Below are 19,976 nucleotides of genomic sequence, written 5' to 3' on the forward strand. Positions count from 1 at the left end.
AAACTTGTAGACTATCACCGCTAAAAGGGCTTTCACCACCGGTAAACACTCCACACAAGCTGAAAGACCAGCTAAACAGCTCCGCTCAACAAAAAAAGCCCTTGAGAGCTTCCAAACACAGCTCCCAAGGCCTCTTTACTACTTTGAACGCTAACTATCCAACCAAAACCCGCAACTGATCATCCACCTTCGCATGTTTATTGCTGCGAACGAGCGTCAATTCTTCATTTTCTTCAATGACATAATCAGCACTCGGTAAAATCTTTGTTCCAGAGTCAAACGCGATTACATCTTCCACTTGTGTTAGGCGGAAATCGATATACTCTTCATTTACACCGGTAATTTCAGCAGTTGCATAAGCTATTCTCACACGTCCAACCGATAGATTCATAGGCAGCATCACACCGTCTTTGCTCTGCAACAACAGCTTCCTTCCACCTAACAACGCTACGCCATCTTCATAAAGAGTGAATTCTTTATCGAATCCGTCTAGGTTCAACAGATGAAGGAAACGCTCACCTTCTGCGTCAACTGTCGATGTCATAAAGATGCCGTGGTGTGGACAATCATGTGTTAGTTTCGCACGACTTCCTAATCGTTCGAGAGCGTTTTTAAAGAAAGGCAGATCGCAGCGATAGAAGCTGGCGATCACAATCGCGCGTCCATTCCCCACTTCAGACTCAAACCCACACACATCATCCGATCCGTACACTCTAAGAATCGGAGTCACATTCGCTCCAACTTCAAAACGCTGAACAAATCCTGAACGAATCTCTGGCTGAGCTGAAGCCCAGTTGTCACCATAGATAGAAAGGTAGTTTCCGTGACCATCACGGCTTATTCCATTATACGTAACACCAAGCGCTTCAGCTAACAGCGTACATTCTTTCCCTTCCATATCAAAAAGAGGAACCTCACCGTATAGCAGAATGCTCCCACCTGCGTTTAAATAGTTTACAAGTTTCTCTTGAATCGCACTGTCCATGTAACGAGCGGATGGCAGCGCTAGGACAGGGGTTTTCGTCACATCCAGGGGTTTGTTCTGCACATCAACCGCTGTAAAACGATAACCGTTAAGCAGCATCGCACGGCCCATGATTTCCCACGCGCCAGCACCGCGGTTCGCCTCGATGTTCGAGAGGATCTCACGCATCACTTCACTCTTCGGATAACGATATTCGGTCATATAATAATCCGGGATGAACGCGAATGATACTTCATCTCTTTCTTCGTTCATACGCGCGAGTTTATCACTCACCGCCATCACACTTTGGTTCACGCGAGACATACGCGGAAACGTATAGTTGTAGTCGCCTTCTGGACCGATTGGCGCTGCGAAACCATGACGCTCACCTGTTGAGGCGATGCGATCGTTCCCATCGTCAACAAGCGTATCAAGTCTCGCATTTTTACCGCCAGCAAACAGATAATAGTTGATGAGTCGGTTTCCTTGAGCAAGACACATTCTAAACTTAAAATCTGCAGCTGATGGATCATAGCGCTCACCTAGCGTCTCACCAAAGTTCCCGTCACCACAGTTGAACTCCACAGACGTTAACGGCTGATCCTCGTTATGAACGGCTTCCATCAGACCGTTGATGATGTAGAGGTCCTGGAAAGTTTTCATGTCAAGATCGCCAAAATAAATATCAGAACCCGAGATATATCCAGGTCCTTGGTTATACGTTTCATACAGCTGACTGATTCCGATCGGATACGTGAACCCACGTCCTCCACCCGTTCCGTGGATGTTTACGACGAACGGAATGTCTTTCACACCGAACTCTTCTGCGTACTCTCTTAAAATCGCGATATATTTGGCGAAGCGGTAGCGCATGTAATAGCCTAGATCCTTTAACAGTTGCGCTGCATACTCTTCTTTCGGAGAGCGGAATGCAGTGTTTCGTTCAGCACTTTCTTCCAACGGAAACGGATAGCGGTCAGAAACGTTATCTCCGTATCGTTCACTCAACCAATTTGATAAATCGTTCAGCACGTTGTCCGTCAGATCTGGTGTGTTGCTCACCCATGACAGCATGCCGATCTCATTATCAAGCTGAAACGCGATGATTTTTCCGCCGTTCGGATAGATGCGCGGCGTAACAATCTCCATCACTTTTTCATAATACTTGCGAACTTCTTGTAAAAATCCTGGTGCGAGATAATCGACAGTCGGTGTCGTTGGTTCGCTTTCGTCCCAACCAACCGGAATAATCTCCGGATGCTTCTCATACACCCAATATGGCAGTCCTTCGTTTTTCATCTCGGCCATGATGAACGGACCGGGACGAACGAAGAAATAAAAGCCGTTTTCCGTACAAAGGTCGATGAACCCGGCGAGGTCTGTTTCAGGACGTGTTTTACCCGTAAAATCAAACTGCCCTTCGACCGGCTCATGCCAAAGCCATGGCACATAAGTGGCCACGGCGTTACAACCTGTTTCTTTTAGTTTATCTAAACGGTCTTGCCAATCGCTTTTATCAAGACGGTAATAATGAATCTCACCGCACGTGATCAGAACGGGCTTACCGTCGATGATGATCTGTTTGTTTTTAATCTCAATCATTTAACAGGACTTCCTTCTGTCTTTTTCCACCCTAACAAGTCAGCACCTTGTTTCACAAACTTATTTTTCATAAAAAGATCCCACACGAGACCTGATTGATAGTTTTCGATCATAAGAAGCGTGATACCCTTGTCGATTCCGATTACATGGTCTGAATACCAAGCTGGCGTTACGTCCAGGTTATAAGAATCTTGGAAACCATACTCACCCCAAAGCTGAGGATGCTCTTCGTAAAAATACTTCATCGCTGCGATGGACTCTTCTGGTGTGAACACGATTGATCCCGCTGCTCCCGTCGGTGCGATCGTACCTTCTAGTTCAGGTTCACAACCTTCATAATAAGGAGGAGCTCCTGGAACACGGTAGCCGGTCGGACTCGCACAAGCCGTTAAGCCCCAAGCATTCTCGTGATACGTCTTGAACTCACTTGATTTTTCTTTACAGAACGCACGGTTCGCAAGAGATGCTTTTACCGAGTTTTCGTACCAATTGATTCCGTCTCCGTCGACGATATCTCTAAAATCGATGAACGCATGCGAATATTGGTGAACGAACATCGCGTTTCCTGGCGCGTGAATGTATTCGTAATCTTTGTACGTCCCTTTTCTGCGCTCGAAGCCGTCATAAATTTTTGCCGGAACTGGATGTGTAGGAGATGCCACGCCAAGCACATACGTCATCATCTGCTCCGCGTACATATCCCAATGGTGGAAGCCGCCCGTTTCCGGGTTATAGCCCATGTAGAACTGGTTCACCGGCTCATCATAATACACGTTCCAATCGATGCGCGCGTAAATTTCCTCGAAAAGCTCCGCGATTTCTCCGCCAAAGTATTCAGCAGAAGTTACGGCACCACATAGGAAGATTCCCGTATCGATGATCGACGCGCAGTCATACCACTCTTCGTTTTTCTTTGCTGTCTGCACGTTTAAGAAATGATAAAAGAAACCGCTCGCGTGTTCCACGTTGTTCAAGAACGTTTCAAGCGTCCCTTTCGTACGCTCGTACCCTTCTTCTTTCGTGATCCAGCCGCGCTCGATTCCGATGATGATCGCCGTTAATCCGAACCCGTTTGATGCGATACTTGCTACTTTTTTGTTCGCTGACTGATCCAGGATCAACCCGTATCCTGGGCTGTTTTTATCCGTGTTTGCTTCGTTCCAAAAGAAATCAAAGCATCCTTTTGCTTCAAGGTCCAATAGTTTTTGTGTATCCATCGTTAGATCTCCTCTCGTTTTACCTTAATTAGAAAAGCGAGACAGCTAGTTACCGTGTGCTGCCCCGTTAGATTTGGTTTTATAGTGAAGAGAGTCAGGTTTTACGGTACGTGTTTTTATAATCTATTACGCGTTCACCGGTAAATGAGTCGGTTTCACCGCTAAATGGGTAGTTTTCACCTGAAAGAAGTCTATGACCACCTGTAAAACATCACGTTTCACCTGAAAAGTCACTCCCACCATCTGAACCGCCTACAACTAGCTCTTACGCACATGATTTACCTACTCACAACCACCTGAAACTCCCTCACGACACATACTTCATCCGCTCGGACGCCATAAAACAGACTTCCTCACATAATCTCATTCATTTATCATCAATAAACATCCAAAAATACAGTCGTTTTACTCCCCAGTAATCCCCGAACGGTCCACACCTTCAACAAACCAGCGCTGCGTGATAAAGTACACGATCAATAATGGAAGAATCGACAGGACCGTTCCTGCCATCTTGATTCCTTCGTTCAACTGGTTCCCACCCGATACTCCCATCTCAGCTGGGAACATCTGCTGATACGTCGCGACGAACTTCTGCAGCTGCAGCGGTAATGTTGTTAACGCATCTCCAAAATAGATCGCCGCCAGATACGTTTCGTTCCAATACCAAACGAACGAGAACAAAAATGAGATGATGATCGCCGGCAATGCCATTGGTAAGGCGATCGTGAAAAAGATTCGAAAATGTCCTGCTCCATCTAGCTGAGCTGCTTCTTCCAATGCTTTTGGCACGGCTCTAAAAAACTGATAAAAGATCAGGATAAAGATCGCGCTGTTCAAACCTTGACCGAACGTTGCCGGAAGCAAGAACGCACTCAAACTGCCGAGGATATTCAGCTCATTAAAGAAGATGTATCTTGGGATGAGCGTCACCTGCGGCGGGATGATGAACGTTGCAAGCACTAGAACGAACATGATCTTTTTACCGCGAAACTCAAATCGAGCGAGTCCGTATCCGACTACTGCTGCAACAGCTGTTTGCGCCAACGCAGGCAAAACGGTTACATACAACGTTTCCATCAGTGTTGAGAAAAAGTTTAGAACTTTGTTCGCCTGCTCATAGTTACCGGTATAAAACTGTGTTGGAATCCAGTTTACGAGTGGATTCAACAGATCATCTAAACTTTTAAAGCTGTACACACCCATGTAGAGAAGCGGATAGAGATACACGAATCCGATCCCCACCAAGAGTCCGTAGATCAAGAGCTTATATAGAAGACCATCCGTCCCCTGCATGCCCAAAAACATGCGTTTTGTTCTTAAGTAATACTTGTTCACTTGCTGTGTTTTGGTTTGCACATTGATCACATCCTCTTAGGTGTATTTTTTCTTTCTTTTTACCGTCATCACACCGACCGCGATCGCAAGCGCCGCGGCGATGATCAGGAAGTAGATCCAAGATAGTGCTGAAGCATAGCCATAACCTGTGTCTACTTTAAACATGTTCTTCTGAATATGTTCGATGATCGGATTCAGCGAGAATACCGAATACGTTACGATCGTGTAGATCAAGTTAACGATGATCATCGGCGTCAGACTTGGCAGGGTGATCTTCCAAAAGAACTCCCAGTTGCTCGCACCGTCAATCTTTGCCGCTTCAAAGATCTGCTTGTCCATCTTTTGAAGTGCAGCTAAGAAAATTAAGATCTGTACGCCTGAATACCACAGGATTACGATCAGGTTTTTTATTAAATACAATAAGATCCCGTTAAAGAAACCATCCGGGTTATCATTTAACGCCTGATAGATCGCGTACTGTTCAATAGAAGGAATTGTCGTGATTCCTTGATCGATCAGCTCTTTGATCACCGGTCCGCTCGCGATGATAACGGGCAGAAAGAAAATCGTACGGAACAATCCGCGGAACTTGATTTTTTGGTTCAACAATAGAGCAATGATCAATGAAAAGACGATGATGATCGGAACCGAGATGACCATCTCTTCTAGGTATTTTAGGACGCGGTCTACGAACGTTCCATCGACCGAAAACGCGTATTCATAGTTTCCAAAGCTCACAAAGTTCGTTTTGATACCATCCGTCGTTATCTTTACTTCCTGAAAGCTTAAAAAGAGCGAGTAAAGAAGCGGAAACGCCGTAAAGACGAGAAAGCCGATGATCCATGGTGAAACAAACAGCAATCCTGTAAGATTTCTGTTATTGCCTAGTCGTTTCATCGCTTTCTCCTCCTTCTGTTACCGCAAAATCCTTAGGTTTCACTTCAGTACCATTACTCTTATAAGTCGCGTTCGTATAGTTGACGACGATCACTTTTCCGTTCGAATACTCTACTTCTACAATTCCCGTTTGAGGCACAGTACGGCTGACGATCTCTTCGCCTTCTACTTCACCAAGACTATTCTTAATATTTTCGTATTGATACAAAATCTTGTCTTTCCAGATCGAGTATTCCGATGTATAAACGTCACTCGATGCTGTTTTAGCAAGCAGGTGTGATGCTTCTTTTGTTAAAAGATACGATGGATATGCTCCGTACTCGATCATGCGCAGCATCTGATCTTCTGAATCTGACTGAAAGTTCGAGAACGGTGCGTAATAAGGCATGTACCCTTTTAACACGATCTGAAGAAACGGCACCGTGTCTGTTTCAAACACATAGTTTGACGCGTTCATCGGAATGTCGAGATACCGATCAGTTTGCTTCCACAGATACGTGTTCGGCTCATAAAGAGCAACGTTACCCACTTCTTTATTTAGTGTGCCGAACAGTTTTTGATACGTTTTGATTGTCTGGTTTCGCTCGCTTGATTTTTTACCGCTAAAGTCAGAGAACAACGTGTATCCGCTCGTATCGATCGCTACGTTTGAAATGCCTTGTTCCTTAAATTCCTTTGCATCTTCTTTTGCGATCGCAAGAGATTTTTCTGGAGATAAATAATACAATGTCTTCTTATCTTCACTGTGTGAGATCGTCTCGGCACTGATCTTCTTCGCTATGTCTTTGCTACCAGAATAGCCGGATGCTCCGTCATACGCTTTTGTGTAATCGCTATAAAAATAGAGCGGAATGTTATCTTTTTTAAGACTGTCGATCGTGTTCTTCACGTCGTCACTGCTTCCGAGCTCACTTTCAAACGGAAACTTCTGAGGCAGCGTGCCCGTTAGACCGCCTTCCGACCAACCTTTATAGACGACAAACAGATCATCGATGTCTTTTTTAAGTTCAGATGTCATGTTCGGAATGTCTGTCACCTTCGTCATCGGCAGAACAGAGTCCCACAATAGACCTTCCTTCACTTCGCCACCTAGAAATTCAAGTCTGACGCCAGTTTGGTCGTCTTTCTTTTCTAGCTGTTTTGTTTCAGAAAGATGGTTTTGATACGCTTTCGCCATACCTACATAATCAGCGTCATCTTCTTGCAGAAACATGTATCTCAGCTTAACGCCGAACGGGTTCTTCGTTTTTTGATACACGTTCAGACCCTTCATGTTCTTACTCGTCGGCTGATAATATTCTTTTCTAAAATGAAATTCAGAAGAGACCCAATTAAAGTCGGTCGAAACACCTGACGGATACGCTAAAATGTCTCCATGCGTATAGCCTTCTTCAATCACGGCAAGAAACGCATTCTGTTTCACACCATGAACGGTTCCGAATACTGGCATCTTGATCTCTTCAACCGGTGTTACTTTTTCATCTTCTTCCTTCTTCACTTTCGTTTTCAAAAAGGCTTCATCATCACCATAAATGGATCCCGTAAACGGCGCATCGGCTTTTGTTCCGTTCTTTTCATAACGAATCAATGCACCTGAGCCGTCCGGAATGAACATGTACCCGTTGATGTCACTCTTGTTAACCGCACCTAAAAACGGATAAACACGCATAGAAATGAGCTTCGTGTATTTGTTTTCTTTGATCTCATTCTCAGGAATTGAAACAACAAGATCGTTTTCTTGAAGCTCCACGTTCAGTTCAAATTCTAACTTCGACTGGTTCATGTAAAGAGAGGCCGTGAACCCTTTATCGTTCATCTTCACACGAGGTCTAGAATCGTTCGTCGTGATGCTCTCGGTTTTCACCTTTCCGCGACGGTCCATATAATCAACGGTAATCGCTGATTGAGCCATCTGTTCCCACGTTTTGTTCAGTCGGTACTGATCGGGGTTATCGAGCCCAGAGTTCCAAACATATTTCGTTTTTTTGTTCTCAATCTTGATCGCGAGGGTTTCTTCGTTCACATAAAGAGCAAGATTGTCGTTTTCGGCTGCTTTTTCAAAGCCTTGAAACGAGTTTTTCTGTTTGATCGGAGCCGCATCTTCTTTCTCAGGCTTCGTAAACGATGAAGATGTATACTTCATCACGTTTTGACTCTTTTCTGTTGGTACGGGAGGCTGCTCCGTACTTTTCTTATCATCTTGCGCGGCGAATACAGAGATCGGGACGAGCAAGGTAAGAAGCGCGATACTTATCTTTTTATACACGAAGAACAGCCTCCTTTATGATGGAATAAACAAAATCGTATACTTGATCGATCAACACGAACACGATGAACACGACAAGAAGCATGATCACCATGCCGAACAGCGTGACGAAGATGTTTCGGATCGTGTCTGAGAACGTATAGTTATGAATCTCTTTAAGCATGATGAAAAGGATGATCAGACACCATGCGTAGATGATGCGGATCGAGAACACATAAACAAATGATTCATTATAAGTCAGCACGTTCGACAAAAGAGTAAGGATCGGACTGAACACGAGGAACGGAGCGAGTGAATAGATCGTTCCGATATAGATGTCCTTGAATCTTCCTTCACCATCGTTGATCGTACTAACGAGATAGTTCACCACAATGAACAGTGCGAGCGGTACGAGCAATAAGAGAAGCTCGCCGACTAAGTTCGCATCGTTGCTCACCGTTCTAAAGATAAATCCGGTATAGAAGCGGCTGTAAATATACTCGACGATTAAGATCACATACAGAATCGTCGCTGATAGGATCGATGCGTATTGTTTTCTTTTCAAATAATAAAAACTGTCGATCGGATGACGGAAGAACTTGAACAGAAAGAGAAGTTCTCCTATCAATCTCTGTTTTTTAATCGCGCCGAAACTTCTGCGCGGCTGATCCAGAATGCCTTTCTTTTTGTCGATCACTTTAACGATATAATACAAAATGGTGAAGAAGATTATTGCGAACAACACCGTTTCCAGGTTCTCTTGCATCCACGCATGTCGGACTTCCCAGAACGAGTCTGAATAACCGTACACGTCGTTTGCAAACTCGTACTCTTCTAGCGCCTTATCATAGTCTTGTTGTTTGTAGTAAGCAGAGCCCATGGCAGAATGCGCGAGACCGAACGAAGAGTTCATCTCCAGCACTTCTTCCCAGTATTTCTGACTCTCTACATAACGGCCTTCTTTAAAAAGCGCGATGCCTTCATGCACTTGTTTCGAAAAAGCAGTAGATTCAAAGACTTGGATCATGCCTCGTTCTTTGTCTGTTACGTAAAGTCTGCCATCAGGATCGATCGTGATGCCTGTCGGCTGTTTGAACAATCCGAGCCGGTTTGTTCCATCGTCTTTTCCACCAAAGATGAATAGCAGATTTCCGAAGCTGTCATATTCATAGATCTCACCAGTGCTCGAAACGACAAACATGTTTCCGTCGTAATCGACCGCGATATCTTGCAGTGACTTCTCATCAGAGATATCCGGAAACAGCATATTCTTGCCGGCAACGTTCAGCTTTTTGATCACTTCGTTCGTCGTTCCTTCTGTTACCGAATAGACGAGACCTTGATCATCAAGCGCGATGTTATCTGGCGCAGGAGGTGTCTTCATGAACATATTTGCTTTTTTGCTCTCTGAAGTGAGAAGCTTCTGCAAAAACGTCCCAAACGATCCTTCTGTGCTGTTTACGCCGTAATAGCCAAGGAATCCGCCATCTTTACTAAGCTGAATGATTCCGTTCGTGGACCCTTCACTGATCACGTAGATGCTGCCACGACGATCGACCGCTACTTTTTGCGGTTTAAAAGAAGAGCTTTTACCAAAAAGCGGTGAATCCGGCTTTCCGTATTGCTCCTCGACCTTGCCGTCTTGTGAAAAGCGGAATACCTTTTCTTCTTCATAATCCGCTACAAAGATCTTTTCGTTTTCGTCCACATAGACGCCGGTTGGTGATTTAAGAACACCTTTCCCGATCTCGCGGACAAATTTTCCGTTCTTATCGGCGACGAGAATCTTTTTGGCACCAGAATCGGCGATATATAAGTTTCCTTTTGTATCAGAGAAAATATCTTCCGGGTTTGTGATCTCAACGTCCGGCAGCAATGTGCCGACCGGCGTGTAGGCAGTCTGTGTTTCGATAGTCTGACCGTCTGCTGATAACGTTTCTGTCTGATAAGGGACAGAAGCAGAAGCGATAGAGTAGATCGGAACAAGCAGGAATACCAAGAATGCTACAAATTGGGCAATGCGCTTCATTTCTCCCCCCTCCTACTTTCTTACTTGATTCCTGAGTGGGCCATCGTGTTCATCACCTGGCTCTGCAGAATTATAAAGATGATTAGATTTGGTACGAACATGATCAAGGAAGCCGCTGCGGCGAGTCCTTGTCCTGCCACGTTGTTTCCTTCAACCGTTGAAGTTAACGTCGACATGTAGAACGAGAACGTCTTCAGTCCTTCGTCGTTCACATAGAGTGACGAACTCTCCACACTGTTCCAAACGAGCTGGAACGATAGGATCGCAATGGTTGCGATCGCAGGTTTGACGAGAGGTATAATGATCCGTACGAAGATCTGAAAATCAGATGCCCCGTCAAGCCTCGCTGCTTCGAGCAGTTCATCCGGTATCTGATCGATGAACTGTTTGACGAGAAACAGACCGATCGGCATCGCGAGTAACGGTAGGATGTGAACCAAAAATGTATTGATCAAGCCGAGTTCGTCGATCAACAGGTAACGCGGAATCATAACCGCTGCTGGTACGAACATGAGTGCTAACGTGTTGATCTCAAAGATGGCTTTTTTCATTCTAAAATTTTTCTTAGATAGCGCGTAGCCTGCCATCGTGCTGATGATCACGGTGAGAACAACAACGATCAGCGTAATCACAACAGAGTTGAACAAAAAGCGCGACATCGGAACACCGGTATCGTTCGTCTTTGTAAATAGGTCTACAAAGTTCTGCAATGTTGGGTTTTCTACAAAAAAGCGTGGTGGATACGCGAACAGTTCGTCGATCGGTTTGAACGCATGAAAGAATATATAGACGATCGGCAAAGCCATAAAGATAGCCAGTGGAATTAAGAACGCAAGAAACTTCAACTGACTTCTATGAAACTTTGACGGGTTCATTCTTGTCCCTTGAAAGGCTGACATGTTGATCACTCCTTTTTCGCTAGTCTTTCTCTCCAAACAGCCTCCAGGCTACTTTCGAGAACAGATATACAACGATGAGCAGCACGACCGAGATAGCGGCTGCGTAACCCATCTCGTAACGGATAAAACCATAATCTTCTAAGTGGTTGACCATAAGCTGACCCGCATATTGCGGTGTCGGGTTGGCACCGGATAGCGCCACCCCGATCGCACCAGCTTGAAACGTTCCAACGACTGCCATGACCGCGCCGAACAGCATCTGCGGCTTCATGGACGGAATCGTGATATAGATGATCTCTTGAAAACGGTTGTTGATGCCGTCGATGTATCCTGCTTCATAGATCTCGGTGTTAATGTTTAGAACACCTGATAACATAGCGAGGAATCCGACACCCATAGAGCCCCAAAGCGTTACAAAGATCATGATCTTCATCAGATACTCAGGGGACTGCAGCCATTGGATCGGCTCTAACAGCACACCCATCGTTAGAAGCAAGCTATTGAGATAACCTGTTTCATCTCCCGAGAAGATGATCGTCCAAACAACCGCCATCGCAACACCCGCTGTCATAGACGGTGAGTAGATGATTAGCGCAAGCACAGTTCGCATGCGTTTTGGTACTTGAGCGAGCGCCCAAGCGAGTATGAACGATAAGATATACCCGCCAGGGCCCACGATTAGTGCGAACGTTAACGTGTTCGGCAGGATCTTCTGCATGAACACTTCATCCTGTGTGATCAGACCGACATAGTTACTCAAACCGATGAACGTCGGTGTTTCGATCGCATTAAAATACGTGAATGACAATAGGATTGCCGCTGCAACAGGTATGATGATAAACGTTGTAAAAAAGATGATATACGGAGCAAGGAACATCCACGGTGAATAATCTCGTTTATTTGGTTTCTTTTTCATTCTCATCGCCTGCCCAACTTTTCACTTGTTCTATCGTAGGAATCGGATACGGCTTGACCATCTTGCCGTCCTTTACATATCCGAACTCTTCCATCTTTCGCTTGATCTCCCGGTCGATCGCAACGACTGAATCGTCAACTGCCGATCTCGGGTTCACACCGTCGAACACGATGCGGTTCCAGATGTTCGAAAGCTCACGCTCGATCATGTACGAACCTGGATTCTTCGGTACTTCGTATAGATACTCCCATTGCTTCAGAATCGTTTTCTTATGCTGTTCTGGCCACGGAAGGTTCTTAAACGCTTCTAGGTTGGACGTGTTCCACATGTACTCTGGTCCGTACAGCATCTGAAGATTGGTCGCGAACTCTGTCTGCGTATCTTCTGACAGCCACCATTTTAAAAGTTCCCACGAATCTTCCTTGCTCTTCGTTCCTTTGAAGATCATCGCGGACTGACCTGAACCTGTTGCCCAGCGCTCCACCGTTCCATCTTCTTTCTTCACACCAGGATGTGGTGCAATATCCCACCATCCTGCAATCTCTGGAGCTGCTGCTGTTAGTTGCGTGTACGTTGTAAAGTTTGCTGTTCCGATCGGAAGTGTTGAATATCGGAAATGGTTATAAAAGTTTGGCACTTGTAACGGCATGCTGTAGATCGTGTTCAGTTCTGCCATGAACTGAATACCTTTTAATGATTCTTCTGTTCCGATCGCCGTCTTCATGCCATCTTTTCCGTACAGATCTCCATCAAACTGATACACGAACGGAGCTGTTGCTTGGAACGGCTTAAACCCTGTTGCACCAGCGATGTGTGTATAATAGTTCATCCCAAAACGCTGAAGCTCTGGTAAGATGCTCTTCACGTCATCCCACGTATCTGGAACTGGAAGACCGAGCGCTTGCAGAATATCTTTTCGGTAGAACTGCACAAAGAAATCTTGCGTCTCTGGCATCGCATAGACCGAATCACCGATCATAAGCGGTAGAAAAGCTCCAGGTGAGAACTGCTTGCTGAACTTTTCAAAGTCCTCGAACTGATGCAGATCAACGGCGGCACCACGAATGGATAACTCGTACGGTAGCCACGAAGAGATACCAAGTGCAATGTCTGGCTGTTTGTTCGACGCACTCGCGAGAATCAGCTTTTGCTCTTCTGGCATGATCGAGAATTTTACTTTGATTCCTGTTTCTGGCGTAAAGTTTTGATCAGATAGATTTTGTAGAAGCTCAACATATTGACGAGGTCGGTTCACCCAAACCTCTAACGTATCTTCTTCCGCTTCACTTGCTGAGTAGTTCTCTGAGAAGAACGATAAGAAGAAGCGTTGAATCGAGTCGATCAGCTTTTCCCAAAAACCAGCTTCTGCATCTGGGACATCTTTTTCATCACCATGTACGTAGAACCGGTCAATCGTTAACGGCTGTTCGGGCAACGTTACGAGCATGTTTCCGAGCAATTGCGCAGCTGAAGACGATCCTTCTGACAGCTCAGTTAGTCGGCTTGGAATCTGGTCTGGCTTTTTGCTGAGTGCTCTTAGCTTTTGAACCGCCATCTCAAGGGAAACCATATCTTTTGAATCTTCTTTTGAGTTATCGAGTTTTCTGAGGTACTTCAGTTCTTGCTCAAGCTCATCCGCCCAGCCAGCGAGTTTTTTATCGATGCCTGGAATGTACTCACTGATCTTCCAGCCACGAGATGTATCTGTTTGATTCCCTGTAAGCTTTCGGATCTCGAGCGTCAGCTCTTCCATCTCGCGCATCACTTTGTTCGTCGTATGAAGAATTGGCTCAACTGGAGCCGCATCCGCTTCTAGACCGATCTGATGCTTTCCTTTTGATAGATAAAACAGATATGCTTTTCCACCTTCATCTTCTAGTGTGACGTTATCCCAGTTTTTATTGAATGGAAACGTAACAGGTGAAGTCTCTTGAAACGGAACTTTTCCGTCGATCAACAGTTTTCGGAAAACCGGACCACCCGTCTCTTTGTTCTGCAATACTTTAAATGTCAGCTTATAAAAGCCATCTTTCTTCACATTAACGTTCCAATTCACCGTCTGTCCGGAGTCTTTCCATGATTCAGAACCTAGCGTGTTTAATAGTAGATTCTTTGGAGAGCTCGGTATCGCTGATGAATCATCTGCTGCAAAAGGACGTATGTATGAGCTGTTCTTTTCATAGTCCTTCTCAGCTTCACGTGTGATCATTGTTTTAGCCAATTTTGCGTTTTCATGTTTCTTGGCATAATCTTTATAGCTTGGTAGTTTGCTAGGTGATTTAACGTATGCTTTTCCTAGCAGCATCTCACCTGATAGGTTCGTGAGCTGGATCGTATTACTTCCTTTTTTCAGTTCGTAACGAAGCGGTTCAGATTGAAGCTGACTCGCATCTTCTGCTGTTAACGTGTTCCAACGCTCGATCCGCTTTTGCTTCGGAATCATGTCGTTATCGAACCGATCCTTCTCAAAGGTATTTTTTTCGTTTTTCCAGTCGGCCGGAAACACGATTCTTCGGCTCTCATAAAAAGGATAGTTACCGTTTACTTGAATGGCGCCCTCTATTGGAACAACCTCGTTGCTCAGTGGATAATAATCGAATGCTAGCTCATACAGTCCCGCTTCCTCTACATTTACTTCATAAGAAACGGAATCTCGGTTATGCCAATAGAAAACACGATCGTTATAGCCCTTACTCTCTGATTCTGACAAAAGGTTCTTTTTGTCTTTGATCTTAAAATCAGAAGGAGAGACAGACGCTTCAAACTCTGAAGCGTCCCCTGTCCCTTTCTTCTCCCAACTGTTAAGGACGGTATGATAGTTTTCCTCCACGACTTGTTCGGCAGGCTTATTATCCTTACTGTTGCCTTCAGCTGATGCATAGGTTTGTGGAAAAATGAGACACAGCGCTAAACCTAACCAAAGAAATCTTTTAAACTTCATACTATCAACCTCCCCTTAAACTTCAGGCTTTCTATTTATCTTTTAAAGCCTCACTTGCTTCTTTGCTTTTTTGGTCTGCTAATTGATCAAGCTGTTTTGCGTAGTCTTCGATCTTCAGATTTCCTTTGATCACGTTATCTAAAATCACAGCCACTTTCGCGTTCGCTTCTTCTCCAACCTTCACGCCTGTTGGTGCTTCCCAACGTGCATCAACATAGCCAGGTACCGTTTTAACCGGCTCAACGATCGCGTTGTCTAAGTTGTCATAAGCTGTTTTGATTCCAGGTACTTCATTGATCGCGAAGTACTCGTCTAAAATTTCAGGATCTGCGTTAACTGGTAGTGTGTTCAGTGCTTTTCCTTCTTTTTCAGCGATTTCCATACGCTTCATGAAACCTTCTTTACCGAATGACATCCACTTAGAGAAAAGGAATGCTTCTTCAGCATGCTTACTTGTTTTAGAGATTCCAACAAAGTCGTTCGTTACACCCGTTCTTCCACCAGGAAGACCGATGAAGTCAAAGTCGAACGTTCCTTTTTCTACAAGAGCAGGAACTCCCCAAGTGCCGTCCCATTTCACAGCAACTTGTCCGTTCATCCATACTTCTTCTGGGTTCTCGCCTTTAAAGTTAGCTTTCAAGTCATCTGGAAGTGACTCGTACGCGTAGTTGTTTGTTGTGATCTCTTTTGCAAGGTTCGCCCCTGCGATGAACTCTTTTGAATCAAGAGAATATTGTCCGTCTTTAACCGTATACCAGCCCATGTCTGGGTTAGCTGCTGCCGGATACCAGTCTGTTACGGAGAACGCGTGGTTCGTTCCAGCTACACCTTTGTTGATGTTCGTTACTTCTTTAATAGATTTTGTGTACTCTTCAATCGAAAAACCAAACTCAGGGTAATCAAGGTTCGCTTCGTTAAACAGATCTTTGTTTACTAGGTAGCCTAAGAAATGCTGTGCAAATGGAACCGCATACACTTTATCGTTGTAAGTCGCTGATTCACGAACAGCTTCTGGAATGTTAGCAAAATCTTTATCTTTCTCTGTCATTTTCGTGATATCCATCAACCAGTCGTTAGATAGTGATGATGGAATTTGTGGTAGAGCAAAAACGTCTGGCATCTTGCCTGCACTTGCTGCAGCTGCTAGCGTTCCGTTCCAGTCTGTTGGGTTGATCGACTCGTCGATCTTAACCTTGATGTTCGGATACTTTTTCTCGAACGCTTTGATCATTAGGCGCTCAAGGTTTTGTTCTTTTTCTGTACCAAGTGACCAGCTTGCATACGAGATCGTTACGTTTTCTTTCTTGTCGTCAGAGCTTGCTTTGTCATCTGAGCTACAAGCTGCTACTGAAAATAGCAGTGCGATGATCATGAATAGTGATAATACTTTCTTCATTACCTATCAACTCCCGATTTGATTTTTTGGGCTATTTTGCTCTGTTGCTTTTGAAAGTGTTGATTTCCGTTTCGGGTACTTCGCTTTCCGCGGGGCAGGCGGTGAGCCCCTTGCCGCTTTGCGCCTTTAAGGGTCTCACCTGACCGCTTGTCCCGCAGGAGTCTTGCACCCTACACTGCAATCAACTTACACAATGATGAAAATGATGAAATCGCATCAGCAGCAACAGTTAGAAATAACCTTACTTATGGTTGAATAGCGTTTGCGAACGCTGGTTGAAACCGGATGGATGCTGTGTCTTCTGTTGTTGAGATCAGCACTTTGAATGTGTGCTCTTGGACTTCCTCTATTGAAATTCCTTTCGTGTCTACAGGTTTCCAGGAGGAGGAACGGAAGACGAATTCTTCTTCTCTTTGAATCATTTTTATAGTGAGTGAGATCTCTTCTTGTTGCTGTACCGTTTCATAGATTTCACCCGTTCCGTATTCGATGAACAAATCTTCATGTAACGGAACATTGACTGGTAGCATGAGACCGCTTCGCATTGGAATTGAGATTTCTTTTCCACCGAAAAGGGTTGTTCCGTCGTACGCGATCGTCGTTGTCTTCTTAAATTCATCAAAGTTTTGAAGGAAGAAGAAGTCGCCTTTTTCTGGTGAAGATCGAACGGTAATATCCAGCTCTTCTTCTAATGTGAAACGACTCTGTATCCCTGCTCGTTTGGCAAGCTCGACGATGATGTCATTTTGATAATGAAAACCGTGATCCATACCAACTCCAAACATATAGAGTTGACCTTTTCCAAGCTGTTTTTCAAATGCGATCACTTGGTCCGGCTTGTCCTCAATATGCGCGAACGCGCCATCAGTCGTCTCATAGATATCAGCTCGATCGATCAACACGTTGTCCGCCTGATCGATCTGACCGAACACGCGATGCTTTGTTTCTTTTACGTTTACGTTGATGTAGTCTTTCAAAATCGTACACGGTACGTTTTTCAGCGTTTTCGTCGGAATTGTTGGGAAAAGAATCAGCTTTCCACCGTTTTCTAGATACAAGACCAGTTTTCGCTGAATGTTTTCATCCATCCACTCTGTGGAAAACATCCAGAGCGAAGAAACTTTGTTTGGATCGATCTCATCATCATCCTGCACGTTAATCGCATCATAGATGATGTTGTTCACGCGAAGCGCCTTTGCGATACCGTTCGCCATAAAGGTTTCACGATCACGCTGAATGTGGTCGACCATGTCTTTCGTATGCTCATCATGAAACTCCGTCATGTAATAATCCGGATAAAAACCGAGATGCGTATCAACGACTGGCTTCGTTTGCAGAAGTGAGTTTTCAAAGGTTTGTAGCATCTTTCCGATATGCTGAATCACCGGATAGTGCGGATTCTTCTGACCTGACTTTGTAAGTGGTGCTTGCCAATCGTGACGTCTGCCGAACAAACCGATGTTTTCATAGTTCTCACCCGCACCGAACATGTAATAGTTCACGCCGTTCATCCCGTCCGCGATACATAACCTCGTTGTCAGATCAAACGTTGTTGGCTGGAGTTTCGGTTTATCATGAATGCTTCCACCTTGAAACTCTGCTGAGAAAAGCGGCTGCTCTTTCCATTGGATCGCTTTTGTAAAGGCGTTCGCTAAAACGATATCCACATAGCTGTCATACTCGATGTTACCGATGTAATAATCACCCGCCATGAGTGTGTTTTCGATTTTAGCGGTCTCGAGCAGCTGCGAAATGCCGATTGGATACATCGTTCCGCGCTTTAAGATATCGATTCCATGAAAGCCATGAATGTTTACGACGAACGGAACGTCGATACCTTTTTCTTCTGCTGACTGTTTCAGATGCTCGATGAAACGCTTGTAGTGCTGTCGTAAAAAAAGTCCGAACTCATTTCGTAGAGCGTGAGCGTAAATCGCTTCAGGCTTTTTTGTCATGTTCTCCGCGAATGACTGGATATCACCAAATGGGATGCGGAAAGTTTCTTGAAACGATTGTTCATTGTAATTGGTTGTAAGATGCTGTTGGAATTCTTGCAGTGTCGAAGCATTGTAATCCGGCTGGTTCGTCACCCAGTGGAACATCCCTACTTCGTTATCGAGCTGAAAAAGGATAACCGTGCCGCCGTTTGTAACGAGAAATGGCTTAATAACGGCACAAACTTTTTCATACCAAAGCTCTGTTTTTTCTAAGAATGTTGGATGGCTGTAACTTACGACTCGGGTTGGATGAATTTCACCTACGCTCGTTTTCCCTACTGCTTCCGGATAGTTATCGATGAACCATGTTGGAACACCATGATCCACGATTTCTGCCATCACATATGGTCCCGGACGGACTAAGCAGAACATCCCCTCGTCCTTTACGAGTTGCAGAAACGTATGTAGATCACGTTCTGGGCGAGAGGTTCCGGTAAGATCCGTAACTCCTTCCTCATACTCGTGAAAAATCCACGGCACGTACGTGCTGATCATGTTCGCTCCCGCTTCTTTTACTTGCTGTATGCGCTCGCGCCAGTCTTGCTTAGGGATTCGGAAGTAATGAAGTTCTCCTCCGAACAAGAAGACCTCCTGACCGTCCACGATCACCTTTTCATCTTTTATTGCTATGTTCTTCATAAATCACCTCTTCATCCGGAGAAAACCGGGGTACTGGAGTAAAAATGGATTAAATCATATGGTCGATGCATGTGGGTATAGCTACTCGAAACGTTTCGATATAGTGCAAAAAAATAGGATTTTCAGTAAATATAAACGTTTGAATTGTCGTTCGATACTCAAAATCCTCAATTTACCAATAGAAACGTTTCACTTTTCAATATTATAATCCAACTTGTAAACGGTTACAATATAATTTTCTAAAAATTGTGACGCGCTATAAGTGAAGTTCATCGGTTTAGTGGCAGTATTACGTTTAGTAGTTGGAGAAGTTACTGAGGTTATTAGGTATCTATTGGTCTAGAGAAACTTGTGGATATGGGCAAAGACTTGATTACAGAATCGGAGAAGATGCGTTAAACAAATCATGTCTAAGGATTTCGTAATTTTAATATAGTTTGAATCTGTTGTGCTATTCTAGTAATATCTTATTCCATAATTAAGGAAAGGAATCATTATGCCTGCCAATTTACTCAGTATCATTCTAACCATTCTATTTATTTCGTTATTTTCACTTATTTTTGTAGGAATTGACGTCCCCTTTCCAACAACAATCATCATGTTATTATTATTGACTAACGCCATCTATGCCTTTTTATCTATTTTTGTTCAGCGCTTCATCATCGAACTTTATAAACATAATACCTCGACAGATAAAAATAGGTTTTTCTCATGTTTAAACAAATACACTACATTTGCTTTTTTCGGTCTGAACCATAGTGTTCAATTAACCTTAACTCGATTGCCTCTATTGATAAACAAATTATTGGCTCTTCTTTTCTTTTTTCTTATTCTTTTCAACTGGTTGATTATATTGATTATTTTTAATGGATAGCGAGAATAAAACGAAATGGCAATTT

Annotated in this window: 11 protein-coding genes; all 11 read right to left on the reverse strand. The window is 44.3% G+C overall.

Going from position 1 to position 19,976, the window contains the following annotated elements; all coding sequences use genetic code 11:
* Nucleotides 1-154 precede the first annotated feature (154 nt).
* The 11 genes from ABE65_RS18450 to ABE65_RS18500 all read right to left on the reverse strand — a co-directional run bounded on the left by ABE65_RS18450 (nt 155) and on the right by ABE65_RS18500 (nt 19,077).
* Nucleotides 155-2,566, reverse strand: a complete 2,412-nt coding sequence (locus ABE65_RS18450; protein ID WP_066398194.1) for a beta-galactosidase — start codon at nt 2,564-2,566, stop codon at nt 155-157.
* Nucleotides 2,563-3,783, reverse strand: coding sequence for a glucoamylase family protein (locus ABE65_RS18455; RefSeq protein ID WP_066398197.1), 1,221 nt, complete (start codon nt 3,781-3,783; stop codon nt 2,563-2,565). Before ABE65_RS18455 ends, ABE65_RS18450 begins: the two co-directional genes overlap by 4 nt.
* A gap of 405 nt (nt 3,784-4,188) precedes the next feature.
* Nucleotides 4,189-5,139, reverse strand: coding sequence for a carbohydrate ABC transporter permease (locus ABE65_RS18460; RefSeq protein ID WP_231887826.1), 951 nt, complete (start codon nt 5,137-5,139; stop codon nt 4,189-4,191).
* A gap of 15 nt (nt 5,140-5,154) precedes the next feature.
* Nucleotides 5,155-6,015, reverse strand: a complete 861-nt coding sequence (locus ABE65_RS18465) for a carbohydrate ABC transporter permease (RefSeq protein ID WP_066398199.1) — start codon at nt 6,013-6,015, stop codon at nt 5,155-5,157.
* Complete coding sequence (locus ABE65_RS18470) at nt 5,996-8,281, reverse strand: DUF5696 domain-containing protein (RefSeq protein WP_066398201.1); 2,286 nt, start codon at nt 8,279-8,281, stop codon at nt 5,996-5,998. The genes ABE65_RS18465 and ABE65_RS18470 overlap by 20 nt, the downstream gene beginning before the upstream one ends.
* Nucleotides 8,274-10,289: a YIP1 family protein gene (locus tag ABE65_RS18475; protein WP_066398203.1), complete on the reverse strand. Its 2,016-nt coding sequence runs from the start codon at nt 10,287-10,289 to the stop codon at nt 8,274-8,276. Before ABE65_RS18475 ends, ABE65_RS18470 begins: the two co-directional genes overlap by 8 nt.
* A 20-nt stretch (nt 10,290-10,309) precedes the next feature.
* Nucleotides 10,310-11,188: a carbohydrate ABC transporter permease gene (locus ABE65_RS18480; RefSeq protein WP_066398208.1), complete on the reverse strand. Its 879-nt coding sequence runs from the start codon at nt 11,186-11,188 to the stop codon at nt 10,310-10,312.
* Between the two features lie 19 nt (nt 11,189-11,207).
* Nucleotides 11,208-12,104: a carbohydrate ABC transporter permease gene (locus ABE65_RS18485; protein WP_082861496.1), complete on the reverse strand. Its 897-nt coding sequence runs from the start codon at nt 12,102-12,104 to the stop codon at nt 11,208-11,210.
* Nucleotides 12,085-15,045, reverse strand: coding sequence for an extracellular solute-binding protein (locus ABE65_RS18490; protein WP_066398218.1), 2,961 nt, complete (start codon nt 15,043-15,045; stop codon nt 12,085-12,087). Before ABE65_RS18490 ends, ABE65_RS18485 begins: the two co-directional genes overlap by 20 nt.
* A 31-nt stretch (nt 15,046-15,076) precedes the next feature.
* Nucleotides 15,077-16,441 (reverse strand): ABC transporter substrate-binding protein, encoded by a 1,365-nt coding sequence (locus ABE65_RS18495; protein ID WP_066398220.1) that lies wholly within the window; start codon nt 16,439-16,441, stop codon nt 15,077-15,079.
* A gap of 245 nt (nt 16,442-16,686) precedes the next feature.
* A complete protein-coding gene (locus ABE65_RS18500; protein ID WP_066398222.1) occupies nt 16,687-19,077 on the reverse strand; it encodes a beta-galactosidase in 2,391 nt (796 codons plus the stop codon).
* Between the last annotated feature and the right edge of the window lie 899 nt (nt 19,078-19,976).

The sequence above is a fragment of the Fictibacillus phosphorivorans genome, from assembly GCF_001629705.1.
Lineage (GTDB): Bacteria > Bacillota > Bacilli > Bacillales > Fictibacillaceae > Fictibacillus > Fictibacillus phosphorivorans_A.

Coding starts and splice junctions, on each gene's coding strand:
- ABE65_RS18475 (WP_066398203.1), bottom strand. CDS start 10,289: ATGAAGCGCATTGCCCAATTTGTAGCATTCTTGGTATTCCTGCTTGTT.
- ABE65_RS18455 (WP_066398197.1), bottom strand. CDS start 3,783: ATGGATACACAAAAACTATTGGACCTTGAAGCAAAAGGATGCTTTGAT.
- ABE65_RS18480 (WP_066398208.1), bottom strand. CDS start 11,188: ATGTCAGCCTTTCAAGGGACAAGAATGAACCCGTCAAAGTTTCATAGA.
- ABE65_RS18490 (WP_066398218.1), bottom strand. CDS start 15,045: ATGAAGTTTAAAAGATTTCTTTGGTTAGGTTTAGCGCTGTGTCTCATT.
- ABE65_RS18500 (WP_066398222.1), bottom strand. CDS start 19,077: ATGAAGAACATAGCAATAAAAGATGAAAAGGTGATCGTGGACGGTCAG.
- ABE65_RS18465 (WP_066398199.1), bottom strand. CDS start 6,015: ATGAAACGACTAGGCAATAACAGAAATCTTACAGGATTGCTGTTTGTT.
- ABE65_RS18495 (WP_066398220.1), bottom strand. CDS start 16,441: ATGAAGAAAGTATTATCACTATTCATGATCATCGCACTGCTATTTTCA.
- ABE65_RS18450 (WP_066398194.1), bottom strand. CDS start 2,566: ATGATTGAGATTAAAAACAAACAGATCATCATCGACGGTAAGCCCGTT.
- ABE65_RS18485 (WP_082861496.1), bottom strand. CDS start 12,104: ATGAAAAAGAAACCAAATAAACGAGATTATTCACCGTGGATGTTCCTT.